This is a genomic window from Nocardia sp. NPDC049220, assembly GCF_040647855.1.
Taxonomy (GTDB): Bacteria; Actinomycetota; Actinomycetes; order Mycobacteriales; family Mycobacteriaceae; genus Nocardia.
Genome location: NZ_JBEZDA010000010.1, coordinates 155,972 through 171,354, shown reverse-complemented (window position 1 = coordinate 171,354; position 15,383 = coordinate 155,972). Strand labels below are relative to the sequence as shown.

Genomic DNA, 15,383 nt, shown 5'->3' with positions numbered 1-15,383 from the left:
CGAATACCACACATGAGCGGTACGCGAGAAAAGCTGGATGAGCTGCGGGCAATTCTGGAGCTCGCCGAGGAACCCGCCGGTGCGTCCGGCATCGCGAAACGCCAGAGCAAGGGCATACCGAGCGCGCGCGAACGGGTGCGCGCACTGCTCGACCCCGGCAGCTTCGTTGAGATCGGCGCGCTGGTACGCCAGCCCGCTACACCCGGCGCCATGTACGGCGACGGCGTGGTCACCGGCCGCGGCCACATCGACGGCAGGCCCGTCGTCGTGATCGCGCACGACCAGACCGTCTTCGGCGGCTCCGTCGGCGAGATGTTCGGCCGCAAGGTCGCCAAGGCGCTGGATTTCGCCACGACCAACGCCTGCCCGGTGGTCGCGATCAACGATTCCGGTGGAGCCCGCATCCAAGACGCGGTCGCCTCACTGGCCTGGTATGCGCTGATGAGCCGGCGCCAAGAACAGCTGTCCGGCTTCGTGCCGCAAGTGTCGATCATGCTGGGCAAGTGCGCGGCGGGGGCGGTCTACGCTCCGGTCAACACCGACATTCTCATCGCGACCGAGACGTCGTACATGTTCGTCACCGGACCGGAGGTGATCAAAGAGGTCACCGGCGAAGAAGTGACCATGGAGGAACTCGGCGGAGCGCAGGTGCAGGCAGCCAACGGCACCATCCACCATGTCGCGGCCACCGAACAGGACGCGTTCGATTGGGCGAGAAAATACTTGAGCTATCTGCCGTCGAGTTGCCTGGAACAGGGACCCCTCGTCAACCCTGGACTCGAGCCGACGATCACGCCGCACGATCTGGAGCTGGACTCGATCATCCCGGACTCGGACCGGGAGGGCTACGACATGCACGAGATTCTGCTGCGCCTGTTCGACGACGGCGAGTTCCATGAGATCAGCGCGGTCACCGCACAGAATCTGATCACCGGTTTCGCCAGGGTGGATGGGCGTAGTGTCGGCGTGATCGCGAATCAGCCGTTGGCCCTGGGTGGCGCTATCGATGCCAAATGTTCGGACAAGGCAACGCACTTCATCCGGCTGTGCAATGTCTTCGGGCTGCCGCTCATCTTTGTCGTGGATACCCCCGGCGTGCTGCCGGGCGTCGAAGAGGAGCGCAGCGGCGTGATCAAGCGCGGCGGCCGGTTCTTCCGCGCGGTGATCGAGGCGACCGTCCCAATCGTGACCGTGGTGGTGCGCAAAGCATACGGCGGCGGCTACGCGGTGATGGGCTGCAAGCAGTTGGGCGCCGATATCAGCCTCGCCTGGCCCTCCGCACGGATCGCGGTCATGGGAGCGGAAAGCGCTGTCAGCATCATCGGCAAGCGCCAGCTCGCCCAGCTGCCCGCCGAGCAGCGCGGAACGGTGCGGGACTTCATGATCGATCAGTACAACTCGACCGTCGCCACGCCTTGGATCGCGGCTGAGCGCGGATACATCGACGCGGTGATCGAGCCGTCGCGGACCCGGCTCGAGATCCGGCATGCGCTGCGGCTGCTGCGCGACAAGGCAGCGAGCGCCGAACCCAACCCCCGCAAACATAGCCTTTTCCCGGTGTGATCCGGTCCCGCGGTAACGCGCGGTCAGGCCACGACACCCCACAGAACCGGCATGTCGTCGACTGTCCGGTGATCGGTGCGCAAGCAGCGCCATTGTGCCGGTGCCGCGGCCGTATTCGGCTCGTCGCTCGTCAGGTGTGACCGAATACGCAGCCGGTGTCAACGCCGCGCGGCCGCCCGCAGCGCTGGGGCTCAGCCACGGTTGCCCCAGGTCAGGTCGGCGGTAACCCATTCCGATTCCCAGTTGTGCAGACGACGCCGATCCAGGCCGCGCCGCAGCAACAGGTAGCAGCCCGCGAGGACACCGAGGACACCGAGCAGCGCGCCCGAGGTGAGCAGCACCGCTTTGCTGGCCGCCTGGGCGGACGACGGCGGCTCGACGATAGCGCCGCTCTTGTTCAACCAGATCGACACGGTGGAACCCGGCTCGACGACGGTGGTTGATTGATAGTCGCCGGTGCGTACCACTCCGTCGGCATCCTTCCACGACACCCGGGCCGGCATGATCGGCGCGTACAGCGGTGTCTTGCCGGTCTCGACCACAGTGGCATCGACCTGGTGCAGGCGCGCCGTTTCGGCTTGCACCGCCGATGTTTCCACGCGATACACCTGACCGCCGACCGCGTAGGCGAGCACTGGCGCGACAAGCAAGAACACCAACACGAGGAAGGCGGCTACCCCGGTCTGCCAGCGGTCTTCCCTGCGCCGCAGAGGATTACGGTCCAGCCCGACGCGTCGGCACGTCCGGCGGTACATGTTCACCGACCCTATAGGCATGACGGTGACTCCTCGTTCCGGAATTCGGTAGTGAGAGTGACAAGGGTGTCGAAAAACTCTTCGACAAGGGCGGCCAATCCCATCGGGTCCGAGCCGGCCGCCCAGGTCTGCAACGCGGCGAGCAGCAAGCCCGCCCCGGCGCCCACGGCAGCGGCTGGGCGTGGGTCCGTCAGCGGGTCCACGCCCAACCGTGCCGCGATGATTCGTACCGATTCACGTTGGCCGTCGATGCGTATACGTTGATAGCCGGCGAACAACTCGGGCTCGTCCTCGAAACGCTGGAACAGCTCCCAGCGTCGCGCCAGCCGGGCCGCACGAGACCCGCTGTATTCGGTGACCAGCCAGTCGTGCACAGAGTTGCGATAGGCGACCAGCGGCGGTTCGCCCGCCGGGCGTCGGCACAACGCCTCATTGAGTAGATGCACGTCTTGGTCGACGTCACCGAGAATCGCTTCCTCGATGGAGGCGAAATGCCTGCTGAAGGTGCGGCGCGTGACGCCGGCACGCACCGCGACATCTTCGACGGCGACCGCGCCCAGCCCCCGTTCGGCGAGTAGATCGAAGGCGGCGCGCGACAATGCCTCACGGCTACGCCGAGTGCGTAGCCTTCGGCCGTCCAGATCGACGCCATCGTCGCTCATATGGGTAGTTTACCCCCAATTGTCCCATTGGGACAATACTTCGCCATTGTGTGCGAGCAGGACACAGCGGGCGCCGCCAGGGTAAGTGCGACCCCGCTCAATGCACCGCAGCGTGCGAGGGCATGAGTATCCATCTCTGTTATCAGATGCCCACTTTCAGACCCAACGAATCCACCGCCGGTCTGCCCAGGGCACGGGCGGAGGTCTGCGGACGGATCCGAACAATCTCGTCGAGCGGGTCCAGATGGCGCCGCGAAGTCGAACTCGGGCAGATGACGCCGCGAGGTCTCAGCATGATCGTGACCATGTCCGTCGGCCCAGGACACGTTGGCACTGGCAGGTTCTCCGGCTGTACACGGCGGATCGAGGCTGCCGTGAACGCCATGGCCAGGAGTATGGCGACGCGAGCGCTCGAGCATCCGGCGCACGCTTCGCACTAGCAGATCGTCGGGCTTGCCGCATCGCCAGCGCCTCGAAAACGACCGACCGGCCACTCGCGATGATCACCGGGCACATTCGTCAGGCTCGCGCGGGCAGGTCGTCGGCGGCGGTCGCGACAGCATGATCGAATGCCGTCAGCTGGTCGACGCTTTCGCCGCGCGAATATCTGCTGGCGCAAGATAGAGCAAGCTCCGCACCGACCGGTTTCATCCGGAGCCAGGCTTGTCACCTGCGAGGTGAAACTGCTGCCTACCCGGCCGCCTCGGCCGACCAGCCGTAACACGTAGCGAATCCACCCGGCGCCACCGCCGCTTCACTCGCCGTTGCACGACATGTGGTGTCCAGTGAGTCGAAAGCCGTAGTCAACGCCACAAGCCTCGACCCGCGCCGTCGAACGGCTCGGCGCCGCCAGAGAACATTCCGACGACGATCGAACGGGCTCCGCCCGCATCGACCTCGCCGCTCCGCGTCGCTAGCTGACACCCGATGGCTGATCCAGAGTCGGCGGAACGCTTTCGCGCAGCGCCGCGACGAGCTCGGTGGTGTACTCGGGCGGCGCGGCATGTACCGACAGGACGTTCGCGACAGCGCGGTAAGCGGCCAGATCAGCCTGCTTGTCCAGGTACAACGCGCCGGTCAGCTGCTGGAGATAGACGATGTCGGGCAGATCCGACTCGCCGAAGCGGAGTATGGTGAACGCGCCATCGGCGAGTGCGGGCCCGCCGACGTGGTCGGCGAGCACCTGCACAGTGACATTCGGTGGCTCCGCGGCGCTCAGCACCCGCTCCAGCTGCGCGAGCCACACTTGCGATCCGCCGATCCGACGACGGAGCGCCGCTTCCTCGACGATCAGCCACAACTGGGGCGGATCCGGCCGGGTCAGGATTTCCTGGCGGCGCATCCGCAGCGACACCCGTCGTTCGATCGACTCCCCATCCTCTTGCGGATGGGCGAGGGTCAGCAGCGCGCGAGCGTAGTCCGCGGTCTGCAGCAACTCGGGAACCACCCTCGGCTCGTAACACCGGATCAACTGTGCGCCCTGTTCCAGCCCCAGGTAGGTGTCGAACCATTTCGGCAGCCAGTCGGTGTCGCGATGCCACCAGCCCGAGGTATTGGCCTGCTCGGCCAGGTGCCTGAACTCGGCACGTTCGTCGCCGTCGGTGACCCCGTAGAGATCGAGCAGGTCGACCAGATCACGTTCCCGGAATCCGGTCCGCCCCAGCTCGAGCCTGCTGATCTTGGAATGCGAACCACGGATCGCCTCCCCCGCCTCCTCGAGCGATATCCCACAAACCTCCCGCAATCTCCGCATCCGACCACCGAGCATCATCCGCAGGACAGTCGGCCCACCATCTCCGACCGGAGTCGTTGTGCGAGCGATGATTCCGTTTCGATGTCGCATTACCGAAGCACGCATACCTCGAGTCTTGCACGGGTACCCTCCGCACTCCAGCACCAACGCTGCTCGGTCAAAACCGAACGGGTATCCGCCGGCATCCCAGGAAGTTTCGCGCCCACGCCACCGTCGTGCGAGAACTGGAATCGGCTGGTGCGCACCCGATCTGCGACCTGACCGATCACCGCTCGTTGCCGTCGGTAATGCCATCGAGAGGTCAAGCGCCATCAAGTGGCATGGGAGGAGTCGCACGGAGCGCATTCGCCCGGCACATCCGCGAGACTGCGGATCAGCCAACATTTGCGACCCGGCGCTGTCGTGCCGCAGCCCGCGCGTGCGCACCGAGCCGGAAGCGGCAACTCCGCCGCATCACTCAGCGCAGCAGCACGACCGCCGTCGCGCGGCCGAAAAGCTTGCGCCTGTCGCACGTCGCACTCAGCGCTATGGTGGCGGATCGGCGTACCGGGTCCAACTCCTTGACACGGCCACGGAATTCGATCGCGCTGGCCTCGATAGACGGAACCGGGGCAAACCCGGCGAACCGCACTCCGTAGTCCGATATGGCGGCCGGATCGCCCAGCCACGACGAGAGGTACCCGGCACCGAGCCCCATCGTCAGCAGTCCGTGCGACACCACGTCGGGCAAGCCCGCGCTGCGTGCGACGAGGTCGCTGAAGTGAATTGGATTCGTATCTCCGGACACCCCGGCATAATTCACCAGATCACCACGGGTGAGCGCGACGGTGCGCGGAGCGATTTCCATGCCGACCGTCAGTTCCTCGAAAGTGGGCCCGGTCCGAGGAGTCCTGTGCTCTGGCTCCGAATCGAGTTGGGCCAGTTCGTCGATACACTCGACCAAACCCATATCCTGGTTCCCCGCCCGTGTGCCCGCCACATCGGATCGGCCGGCGGCCGACTGCCCGGTCATGATCACACCATCGACCACCGCGCGTAGGTCGGTCGCGATATCCGCCCCGGTCTGCGCCACCGCCGTGGTGTGCGCAATCTGCAGCACTTCCTTGTGCTGGTTGCTGAGCACGTTCTTGGTCACCATGAAGTCTTTGTCACCGAACTGCCGAAACGACTCGATATACGAGTCACAGCGCAGTTGGTCACCCGCGACGATCTGCCGATACACCCGGATGGACTGCTCGGTCTGCAGCACCTGCCCGAGGCCATAACCGGTCAGCATGTGCTCGAACATCTTGCGCTGCATCAGCATCAGGACAATCGAGGAGAAGGTCACCGGCGCGATCAGTCCGTCGAATCCCAAATCCGCTGCGGCGCCCTCCTGTCGGTGCGCCGGATGGCCGTCCTGCAGGGCCCGCGCAAACTCGCGTATCTTCTCCCGTCCCACCTCGTAGTGATCGGTCATGCGAAAACTCCGCCCCACCAGCGCCTTGGCCTGCTCGGACGCGGAGATCGAAATGTCGTTCATGTGCCTCTTTCGCGAACCCGGCGTCGCCCCGCCCGGACCGGCCCACCGTACCGGAACGGCGGACGTGCCGCACAGCGCTGATCTTGGATCTGGACATCACGACAAACCAACCGCCAGATATATCAGCTGGGGTGCTGGACCACGGTGGGCGGGGCACTTCGTACCGGCGGATCCTGCAGCCCGGAGGCTCGATCAACGTGCTGTCAGCACTCATTGGGTGCCGGCGCGCCGCGCAGCCGCTCATCCAGCCAGATCATCGCCTCCGGATAGCCGAGTACCGCCGCGATGACGTGCTCGCCGAGCACACTGCGGTAGACCGCGGGTACGCCGAGGCGGCACTGCTCGCGATACAGATTACGCGCGCCCTCGGCGGGAATCCAGAACTCCTGCTCACCGTTGTATATGTACAACGGAGTCGCCGACTTCATGTCGGCCATCCCGGTCACTCGGTAGATGTCTACAGCCAAATCCGAGTGCAACGGATCCGGGATGTTCGCCGCGATATCGATGGGCAACATCAGCACTCCGACCAGTCCGTAGCTGCTGCCACAGAAGTCCTTCAGCCGCGACGTCGCCACCCACTGGGCAAGGTTGTTCATCCTGGCCAGGATCTCCGGGCGCTCCCGGCCGATCCCGAAGACGGCGCTCATGAAGACCGCGGAGGCGAGGTTGCCGTTCATGCTTCGGGCCAAGATCTCGTAGTCCGCAGGCACGCCGCCCAGCGCCGCGCCGACGATCGCATCCGCCAACTCCGGTGCGTAGCTGGCGATCAGCTTCACCGCGCCGTGCGTCGCGATGGCGCCACCTGAGTACCCGGCGATGCCGAACCTGCTCGCGCCGAACTCGCCGGGAAACAGGCCGCGGACCGCTCTGATCGCGTCGAGCACCGCGTGACCGGCCACGACCGGTTCGGCGTAGGCCATCAACGGCCCCTCATGATCCGGGATCAACACGGCGTACCCGCGCAGCGCTGCCACATGGGTAGTCGGCGGCACGAAGTCGGTGAAGTTGGTGTCCGCGTTGAGCCCGTGCGCGAGGGTGTACCCCGGGGTGCAGGTGCGGCCGAGCGCGTCGATCGGGAGATTGTTCACCACAACCGGGCGTGGGCCGGGGCCCGCCCAGGCCGCGGCCGGAACAATCAGTGTCGCAGTGGCGTACGAGGGTGCGCCGTGCGAATCGGTGGTCCGATACTTCATCAACACGGCACGCCGGATCGGCATCAGCATCAGCGGCGCGGTCGTCGTGCTGACGTCGCGGTAGGCAATGACCTGCCCCTCGGCCAGTTCGCCGAGATCGGCCGGCCAGGCGTCGAACATCGGATCGCCGATCGGCGCGGGCAGCGAGGCCTGGCGTAAGGCCGCCAACTGCGGCGACAGCGCAGCGTCCGGTTGCGTGGGCGACGCCGATTTCGGGGTGATCGGCGGCGGCGGGATCACCTGGTCGATGAGTTGTTGTAGGCCGGGCAACAGCCCGCCGGGCGGCGGGAACGCGCCCGACACGGGGGGCAGCGGCGGAGCGGGCAGCGGCTCGGCGGCAGCCTGTCCGGCCGATGCCGGACAAACGACGAGCAGCGTGACAGCGATGACACGTAAGAATCTCATGGCACAGACCTCTTCGTGCGCGGCGTCGGGTTCGCCTGGCGCCCGGAGGTGTGGCCTTCGACCCCGAAATGCCCCCTGTCATTCCGGAGCCAGAACGTCAGGCTACGCCAGCATCTCGAGTTCGATACCCAAAAGCGGCCGAATTGTGTCTGTCGAAGACCTATTTCGCGATAACCGAGTCGAGACCGATGGGGAGAGAACCGATTCCGCTCGGTCGCTGCCGCCACCTACGGCCGATCAGCAGTTGCTGGGTGGGGCATCCCCTCGGAAACGGGCATCCAACCAGTTCAGTGCCGCCGGGATGCCGAGGACCGCCGCCGTCAGGTGATCGGGCACCGGAATCTGGTCGGACTGCACCTTGGCGCCTGCCGCACACCAGCGCTTGTCGGTGTCGACCACCGAGTCGATCGGGATGAGTCCGTCGATGGGCGAATGCCATTCGAACACCGGAGTCTCGGGCACTCCGTCATAGAGTTCGAGGCTGTTCTCCTCGACCACGGCGCGCGCGGTGTTGTCATTGATCATCGAGGTCGTCTTGGCGAAGTCCAGTGCACCGCGGCCGGCGCCCGTCGCGAGGATGTCATTGGTGCAACTGTTGGCGATCTGCGCGCGGGCGGCGAGTCCACGCTCGTTCAGTTGGTCACTGAGCGGGAAACGGTCCGGATACTCGCGCTCGAGGCCCAGACCGGCGGCCAATGCGAGCCCGAACACCGGGTGCGAATTCAGCCCGAGCGTCTCGAGCATCTTCACCAGGTTCATCGGCACACCGCCCATCGCCGCGCCCGCGATGTCCAGTTCCGGCGCGTACTTCGGTTGCAGAGCGGCCGCCCAGGCGGTGGCCATGCCGCCACCGGAGTACCCGACCATCCCTACGGGGCTCTGCTGCACCTGTAGCTCAGCGACCTGCTTCACCGCGCGGATGCCATCCAGGGTGATCTGCCCGCCGAGTTTGGCTGCGCCGTAGGCGAAGTTCGGGCCGAGGTGGTCGGGCAGAGCGACGCTCCAGCCGCGAGACAGCAGCACGTTCCAACCGGGGGCCTCCCGCACGATCAGGTCCGGATTGTCGGTGTAGAGCACCCGGGAGACCGAGCACTCCGCGCCGAGCCCATTGATGATGTGCTGGAACGACAGCAGCGGCCCGTCCTTGCGATGCTGCTTCGGCGTGAGCACGGTGGTGGTCGCCGCGATCGGCTGCCCCTCGGAACTCGTCGATCGGAAACGGACCACGGTGACGGTTGTGTCCGGAAAGATCATCAGGGCAGGCATGGCACGGGTTTCGATCACATCGCCCGGCTTCTTGTCGGCGATATCCGCGGGTGTCCCATAGAAAGGGTCCGGATCCGGCGTCGGATACAGCGGCGTGGCGACCGCCGCTCCAGCCGTACTCGCGACCAGCACGAGGCCCGTGGCCATCGCACCGAACGCGCGGGCGAGGCGCCGTCGTCGCACTCCCTTCCCCATCGAACGTGGGCCCTGACTCATCGACGTATGCCTCCTGAACGATCCAACGCAGTGCTGATCCTCGACAACATCCCACGGACAAGGCAGCTGCCGGCGCGAACATGTTGACAATTCACAAGTTTCGGGGACATGCCTGTGTTCCCAGGGCGTCCTCGGTCGCGACTCTACCCCACCGCCGCGCGCCCGTTCTGTCACATTTCCAGCCGACAACCTGGAACATGTTCTCAGCAATGGTGGGCACTTACCGTCAGTGCCAACGGCGCGGTGTGGCGCTGGTCCGGAAGGAGACGGTGGCATGGACGGCACTACGCACATACCCGCCGACTGCGACGACACCGAGGCGCCGACCCAGCGGATCACCGTCTACTTCGATGGGCCCACCCCCCGCGATGCGCTCGTTCTCGAGTACGCGGCCACTCGAACCGAGGCCGGTGAGTTCACCGCCGCCGCCGTGCATGCCGGCCTGTCCGTCAGCGTGGACGCCCTGGTGCGTCCCGACCTGCGCAGGCTCCCCTGCCGGTCGCTCTGGCACTGAGTACGGCGGGTTCACGCTCCTGCTCGACCGCCGTCGCTCCCGCGCCATGGTCCGTAGGTAAGCGCCTAATGACTATCTCCTCCGGAACTCGGTGCCGTCAAGCCGTCACACTCGGTACCCCGATCCTCGCCGGGGCCGCCCGTGCTCGCTAGGCTCGAGGGGCACACAGCGGTGCCGAGGAGAACACAGGAGGTTCGACAGTGGCACAGCGGTACCCGCACGGGGGTGGCCTACGGCACCGCGCCGCCGCTTGGTTGTCCCTCGCGCTACTGTCCGTGCCCTGCGTCGCTTGCGGTTTCGACCAGCCTTCCGCCGCTGATCACACAACGGCAAGCTCGGCCACGGCCGCATCAACGCGGAGTACGTCGACGTCCCCGGCGTCCACTCCGATGGAGGCAGTGCCTTCCGTCGACCCTTATGCGGAACTGCCGCTGATCGACCACGTCACTTGGACCGAGGCGATCGACGGACCGAGGCTGCTCGTGTTTCCCAGTTCCGCCGGGCGCCAGACCACCTTCCCGAACTCGGACATACGCGCCTGGCGAGAGGTAGTCGCACAATCGGCGGATGCCGACACCCCCGGCATGCACGACCAGTTCCTCTGTCATTGGGCCTGGGCACGGCTGGTGCAGCCGACCAAGTCCAGCTGGAATCTGGAACCGTGGCGTCCGGCGGTCGGCTACCAGGCCACCGTCGAAGCACGCTGCAATCCCGGTGGTCCCGAACGCTGAGTACGGCGACCGCCCGACCGGAAGGACCGACTGATGCGCGTCGTCATCGCAGGCGGACACGGGAAGATCGCACTACTCCTCGCCCGATCGCTCACTTCTGCCGGTGACGAGGTCGCCGCACTCATTCGCAATCCCGAGCATGCCGCCGACGTACGGGCAGCAGGCGCCGAACCGATCCTGTTCGACGTGGAGAACACCGCGACCGACAGACTCCTCGCCGTCGTCACGGGCTCCGATGCTGTGGTCTTCGCGGCCGGGGCCGGACAGGGCAGCGGCGTGGCCCGCAAGTACACCGTGGACTCGGGTGGTTCGGTGCGGTTGGCCGAGGCCGCCGAGCAGGTGGGGACACAGCGTTTCCTGCAGATCTCCACCATGGGCGCCGGCCAGCCGCCCGCGCGGGGCAGCGACAAGGTGTGGGCGGCCTACATCGACGCGAAGACCCAGGCCGAGAACGACCTGCGGGCACGGAATCTGAACTGGACGATCCTGCGGCCGGGTCGTCTGATCGACACGGCCGGCACCGGACTGGTGACACTGGCCCCTCCCCCGGTCGGCCGCGGCGACGTACCGCGCGCCGATGTGGCCGCCGTTCTGACCGCGCTGCTGCCCGCGGCACACACTTTCGGCATGACAGTGGAACTCGTGTCCGGAAGCACTCCAATTAGCCAGGCAATTGCGCAGCTGTCCGATTGAGCGGAAGCGAACACCACTGCCGCCCGTGCCGCTCGACGCCACCATCACGATGGGAGAACGACCCGTGTTCAGTCGTATCGTCTCGATGAAGATCCGCCCCGGCTCGCGCGCGGAATTCCTCGCGGCCATCTCCCGGAGCGCGGATGCCGCGGTCCGGACCGAGCCTGGATGCCTGCGCTTCGACATCTGCGCAGATCGGGTCGACCCGCACCGGTTCTTCCTCTACCAGTTGTACACCGATGACGAGGCAGCGGAAGCGCATCGCTTCACCGAACATTTCCTGACCTGGCATGCCGCGGCGGATCAATTCGTAGAGCCGGGTACGCAGATCGATTACAGCACGGACGTGCTATTCGGGCGCGAATGAAAGCACGCTCGCGAGCAGTGCGTCCGCAAACTCACAGACGCCAAAAGCCTAGCGTGACCATGCAATCGATCGTGCAGATGTGCTTGCATCTGAAAGGTACAGCGACCTAGACTCAGTCGGCAACGCTTTACTGGGGACAAGCAGGGGAGGCCGCATGGCCAGCCGAACGCCGAAGTCACCACGTGCTCGCCACTGCCACACAGTAGGGGCATTCGAATGAAACAATCACTACATGGTGGCCGGCTCGAATTAGCCGATGCTGCACCGACTGATCAGCTGGCGAACGGTGGAGAAATGAGCACACCGTCGGCCCGAAGCGGCCAAACCACTACCGCATTCTCGCGGGAAACTGCCGTAGCGTACGTCATCGATGCGGTTGAATCGACCGGCGCGGCGACACGACATGATTTCGATATCGAGCGAATCGTCACCACCGTGCACGCTATGGCCGACGATTGGGATTTCACCACATTGCAGCGCACAACATTCTGGCGGATCACCTCCAGCTGCATCAGGCTGTAATACCGCCCGGCGCTGTACCACAAGCACCGCACCACGCGACGACGCCTTCGGCAATGCTGCCGTCCCACCATACGGCGCTGGATGTATCCGCCGACCGCCTAGCCAAAGGTTTGACCGGCTGAAATCAAGGAGCGCAGAACGCGAGGTAGCGACCGGCTATTGAGCCGTAGTTGCCTTGTGTCATCAGCCGTTCAGCGACAGCCCCGACGGATCGCGCCCCATGACGAACTCAGAGTCCGGCAGCGTACTTGTCGATGATCGCGATCGACTTGTCCGGACGCTCTGCCTGGACACTGAGCCGGTCCATCACCGACAAGTACAGCGCCAAGTCCTGCCGCCGATCCAGATACAACGCGCTGGTCAGGTGCTCGAGGTAGACGATGTCAGGCAGTTCTGGCTCGGCGAAACGCAAAATGCTGAAAGAACTGCCCGCCGCGGCGTGCTCGCCGGCGGAATAAGGCAGTACTTGGATCGTCACGTTCGGCAACTTGGCGAGTGTGATCAGATGCTGCATTTGTTCGCGGTGCACCTGCGCGCCACCCACGGGCCGATGCAACGCGGCCTCATCGATCACCGCCCAGACGATCGGCGGATCCGATCGGAACAAGATCTCCTGCCTGCGTTGCCGCACCGCGACTCGCCGATCTGTATCGGCATCCTCGTACCCGAGGGCCACTACAGCCCGGGCGTATTCGGGTGTTTGAAGCAGTCCGGGGACGAGATGCGCCTCGTAGGTGCGAATCTTGTTCGCGGCCTGCTCCAAACCGAGGTAGGTGCCGAACCACTGCGGCAGCAGGTCGCTGTATCGATGCCACCAGCCCGGTTCGTTGGCCTGCCTGGCCAATTCAAGGAACGACTCGCGTTCCTTTGCGTCGAGGACTCCGTAGAGGGTCAGCAAGTCGCGGATGTCGCGTTCCTTGAAACCGGTGCGGCCCAACTCGAGTCGACTGATCTTGGCATGTGAACCCCGGATCGCATCACCCGCCGCCTCGCGCGTGATGCCCCTGTTCTCCCGGAGCTTGCGCAACTGGCCGCCCAGTGCGATGCGTAGCACGGTCGGACCACGTTCCGCGACAACAGATTGCACATGACCATCGTCATCGGGTTCAGCGATCATCGAGTTCGTCTCCGATACTCCGGGGTTGCCCACAGTGTGTCACAACCACCTGTCGTGAAACACACCGCACCGACCGCCAATGCTACCGCTCAGCTAGTCAAATAGTCGAACTCCCCCGCCTTCGCGCCGCGGACGAACGCGTCGATCTCCGGACGCGTATAGAAGATCACGCCGCCCTCCGGGTCCCGCGAGTTCCGTACTGCCACCTGGCCATTGGCCGCTTCAGCGACCTCGACGCAGTTGCCGCTCGGATTACTGAAAGAACTCTTGCGCCAAGTTCCGATGATCTCGTTGATGGATGTATCCAACATCTTCCCCACTCCTCGGTTACCGCAGTTCGACGAATCGGTTCGTGCAGATGCACGCTCAAACGTTCTTGCATCTGCACCCACACCCGGACGATAGCACGAAGTTCGCCCTCGCGTGTCCGGCGATCCGGACCGCTCGATCGCGAATGTGAAACACGATCGGGTCGACACCAAATCCCGTGATCAGCTCGACAATCTACCCGGCCCGAGACGCACGAATCTTGTACTGTCACAGTGCACATCGGATGCATCAGTCATTCGCGACACCCGCGGCGCAGCACCCGCACGGCCGTGTCATGGACCGTTTCCCTGAGGAGCCCTACCCCATGCCCGAAGACCACAGCCCCTTGATCCGGACCGACATCCCGCACTCCGCGCGGATCTGGAATTACTGGATGGGCGGCAAGGACTACTACGAAATAGATCGCGTCGCCGGAGACGCCGGGATCGAAGTCGATCCCGACATCACCACCATGGCAGTGCAATCCCGCCAGTTCCTCATCCGTGCCGTGCGCTATCTCGCGGGCGAGCAAGGCATCCGACAGTTCCTCGACATCGGGACCGGCCTGCCCACTATGCAGAACACGCACGAGGTCGCTCAAAGCGTCGCACCCGAAGCCAAGATCGTTTATGTGGACAATGACCCATTGGTGCTCACCCATGCCAGAGCACTGCTGACCAGCACGACCCCGGAGGGCGTTACCACCTACATCGATGCCGATTACCACGAGCCGGAACGCATCATCTCCGACGCCAAGAATGTTTTGAACTTCACGCAGCCGATCGCCGTCATGTTCATGGGCGTGCTCGGCCACGCCAAAACCTACGACGACTTGTTGCGCATCGTGCGGACCGTGCTGGATTCGGTGCCGGCGGGCAGCTTCCTGGTGATGTGGGACGGCACCGACGACAGCAAGGACTACGTCACGCTGTGTGAGAACTACACCGGCACCGGCGGCACCCCCTATGTTCCGCGTCCTCGCGCCCAGATCGAAGCCGTCTTCGACGGGCTGGAGCTGGTGGACCCAGGCGTTGTGTCGATCACCCAATGGCGCACCGACCAGACCCAGATAGGCGAGATCCGCCCAATCTCCGCCTACGGCGCGGTTGCCCGCAAGCCGTAAGCCCCATAGACGTCAAATCTGAAGCGGCACAGCGGCGGTCGACCGACCCGAAGTCGACGACCGCCGCGCCGATTCTTCCGACCGATCGTGCAAATGTACTTGCATCTGTAAGCGACAGAGGCATAGACTCATACCCGAAATCGGGGAGGTACGCAGGGAGTTCGCGCCGGCGTCACCATCACATCGTCCTCCCCGCCACGTGCACACGCGAGGGGTAGTCGAATGAGCCAACCATTCCTAGCTCCCCGCCGGGTTACCGTCCTCGAGGGCGCTGGAGCCGGCGCCGAACTACTGCGCCGATGCCCGCCGCCGGAGTTCTCGATGTCCGATTGCGGAGTCGAGCCGCCCGGCCTCACCTACCGGCAGGCCCGGGACATCCTCTACGCCCATGAGGTACACGGCCCGCAGTGCAGGCAGTGGCTGGCGGCCGCCGCCTATCTGTCAGCTGGCTTGGACGACGAGTAGCACACCGAAATCGATTGGCGCACACAGTTGTTCGCCCCAGCCCGAGGGCAGTTTCATCATCGGACGCAACCGCAAGGGTCCCCGTCGTGAGCAGGTCATCGCACAATGCGCCATGCTCGCAATCGATCTCACCGATCACTCGCCACACACACGACCCTTTCGTATAGTGATCCGATCGACTCGGGCGCAGCACTCGCACGCTCG

General features: G+C 64.9%; 17 protein-coding genes. 8 read left to right on the top strand and 9 right to left on the bottom strand.

Features of this window, described 5'->3' with window-relative positions:
- The first annotated feature begins 12 nt into the window (after positions 1-12).
- Entirely contained in the window at positions 13-1,563 is a 1,551-nt protein-coding gene (locus AB0C34_RS21675; RefSeq protein WP_357075719.1) for an acyl-CoA carboxylase subunit beta, read from the top strand.
- Between the two features lie 191 nt (positions 1,564-1,754).
- Here the strand turns inward: AB0C34_RS21675 and AB0C34_RS21670 are convergent, their stop codons facing one another.
- The 7 genes from AB0C34_RS21670 to AB0C34_RS21640 all read right to left on the bottom strand — a co-directional run bounded on the left by AB0C34_RS21670 (position 1,755) and on the right by AB0C34_RS21640 (position 9,269).
- Positions 1,755-2,339, bottom strand: coding sequence for a hypothetical protein (locus AB0C34_RS21670; protein ID WP_357075716.1), 585 nt, complete (start codon positions 2,337-2,339; stop codon positions 1,755-1,757).
- A complete protein-coding gene (locus AB0C34_RS21665) occupies positions 2,330-2,980 on the bottom strand; it encodes a helix-turn-helix domain-containing protein (protein ID WP_357075713.1) in 651 nt (216 codons plus the stop codon). The genes AB0C34_RS21670 and AB0C34_RS21665 overlap by 10 nt, the downstream gene beginning before the upstream one ends.
- A 142-nt stretch (positions 2,981-3,122) precedes the next feature.
- Positions 3,123-3,275, bottom strand: coding sequence for a hypothetical protein (locus AB0C34_RS21660; RefSeq protein ID WP_357075710.1), 153 nt, complete (start codon positions 3,273-3,275; stop codon positions 3,123-3,125).
- Positions 3,276-3,893: 618 nt separating this feature from the next.
- Positions 3,894-4,751: a helix-turn-helix transcriptional regulator gene (locus AB0C34_RS21655; RefSeq protein ID WP_357075889.1), complete on the bottom strand. Its 858-nt coding sequence runs from the start codon at positions 4,749-4,751 to the stop codon at positions 3,894-3,896.
- 439 nt (positions 4,752-5,190) lie between these two features.
- On the bottom strand, positions 5,191-6,255 hold the full coding sequence (locus AB0C34_RS21650; RefSeq protein WP_357075706.1) for a fused (3R)-hydroxyacyl-ACP dehydratase subunits HadA/HadB: 1,065 nt from the start codon (positions 6,253-6,255) through the stop codon (positions 5,191-5,193).
- Positions 6,256-6,458: 203 nt separating this feature from the next.
- The gene (locus tag AB0C34_RS21645; RefSeq protein ID WP_357075703.1) at positions 6,459-7,856 is read right to left on the bottom strand and encodes a lipase family protein; all 1,398 of its coding nucleotides are present in this window, start codon (positions 7,854-7,856) and stop codon (positions 6,459-6,461) included.
- 237 nt (positions 7,857-8,093) lie between these two features.
- Positions 8,094-9,269, bottom strand: coding sequence for a lipase family protein (locus AB0C34_RS21640; protein ID WP_357075886.1), 1,176 nt, complete (start codon positions 9,267-9,269; stop codon positions 8,094-8,096).
- A gap of 343 nt (positions 9,270-9,612) precedes the next feature.
- On the opposite strand from AB0C34_RS21640, the gene AB0C34_RS21635 reads away from it, so the two are divergent.
- The 5 genes from AB0C34_RS21635 (at position 9,613) to AB0C34_RS21615 (ending at position 12,165) form a co-directional block, all read left to right on the top strand.
- Positions 9,613-9,852 carry a hypothetical protein gene (locus AB0C34_RS21635; RefSeq protein ID WP_357075700.1) on the top strand — a complete coding sequence of 80 codons (240 nt, stop codon included), beginning with the start codon at positions 9,613-9,615 and terminating at the stop codon, positions 9,850-9,852.
- Between the two features lie 398 nt (positions 9,853-10,250).
- On the top strand, positions 10,251-10,583 hold the full coding sequence (locus AB0C34_RS21630; RefSeq protein WP_357075698.1) for a DUF2599 domain-containing protein: 333 nt from the start codon (positions 10,251-10,253) through the stop codon (positions 10,581-10,583).
- 33 nt (positions 10,584-10,616) lie between these two features.
- Positions 10,617-11,276 (top strand): SDR family oxidoreductase, encoded by a 660-nt coding sequence (locus AB0C34_RS21625; protein WP_357075695.1) that lies wholly within the window; start codon positions 10,617-10,619, stop codon positions 11,274-11,276.
- A gap of 64 nt (positions 11,277-11,340) precedes the next feature.
- A complete protein-coding gene (locus AB0C34_RS21620; protein WP_357075692.1) occupies positions 11,341-11,643 on the top strand; it encodes a putative quinol monooxygenase in 303 nt (100 codons plus the stop codon).
- 294 nt (positions 11,644-11,937) lie between these two features.
- Positions 11,938-12,165, top strand: coding sequence for a hypothetical protein (locus tag AB0C34_RS21615; protein ID WP_357075689.1), 228 nt, complete (start codon positions 11,938-11,940; stop codon positions 12,163-12,165).
- Between the two features lie 229 nt (positions 12,166-12,394).
- On the opposite strand, the gene AB0C34_RS21610 is transcribed toward AB0C34_RS21615, so the two are convergent.
- A complete protein-coding gene (locus AB0C34_RS21610; RefSeq protein ID WP_357075686.1) occupies positions 12,395-13,282 on the bottom strand; it encodes a helix-turn-helix transcriptional regulator in 888 nt (295 codons plus the stop codon).
- Between the two features lie 89 nt (positions 13,283-13,371).
- Positions 13,372-13,593, bottom strand: a complete 222-nt coding sequence (locus AB0C34_RS21605; RefSeq protein WP_357075683.1) for a DUF397 domain-containing protein — start codon at positions 13,591-13,593, stop codon at positions 13,372-13,374.
- Positions 13,594-13,916: 323 nt separating this feature from the next.
- Between AB0C34_RS21605 and AB0C34_RS21600 the strand changes: the two genes are divergently transcribed.
- Positions 13,917-14,714 (top strand): SAM-dependent methyltransferase, encoded by a 798-nt coding sequence (locus tag AB0C34_RS21600; protein ID WP_357075680.1) that lies wholly within the window; start codon positions 13,917-13,919, stop codon positions 14,712-14,714.
- A 222-nt stretch (positions 14,715-14,936) separates the two neighbouring features.
- Entirely contained in the window at positions 14,937-15,179 is a 243-nt protein-coding gene (locus tag AB0C34_RS21595) for a hypothetical protein (RefSeq protein ID WP_357075677.1), read from the top strand.
- The last annotated feature ends 204 nt before the right edge of the window (positions 15,180-15,383 follow it).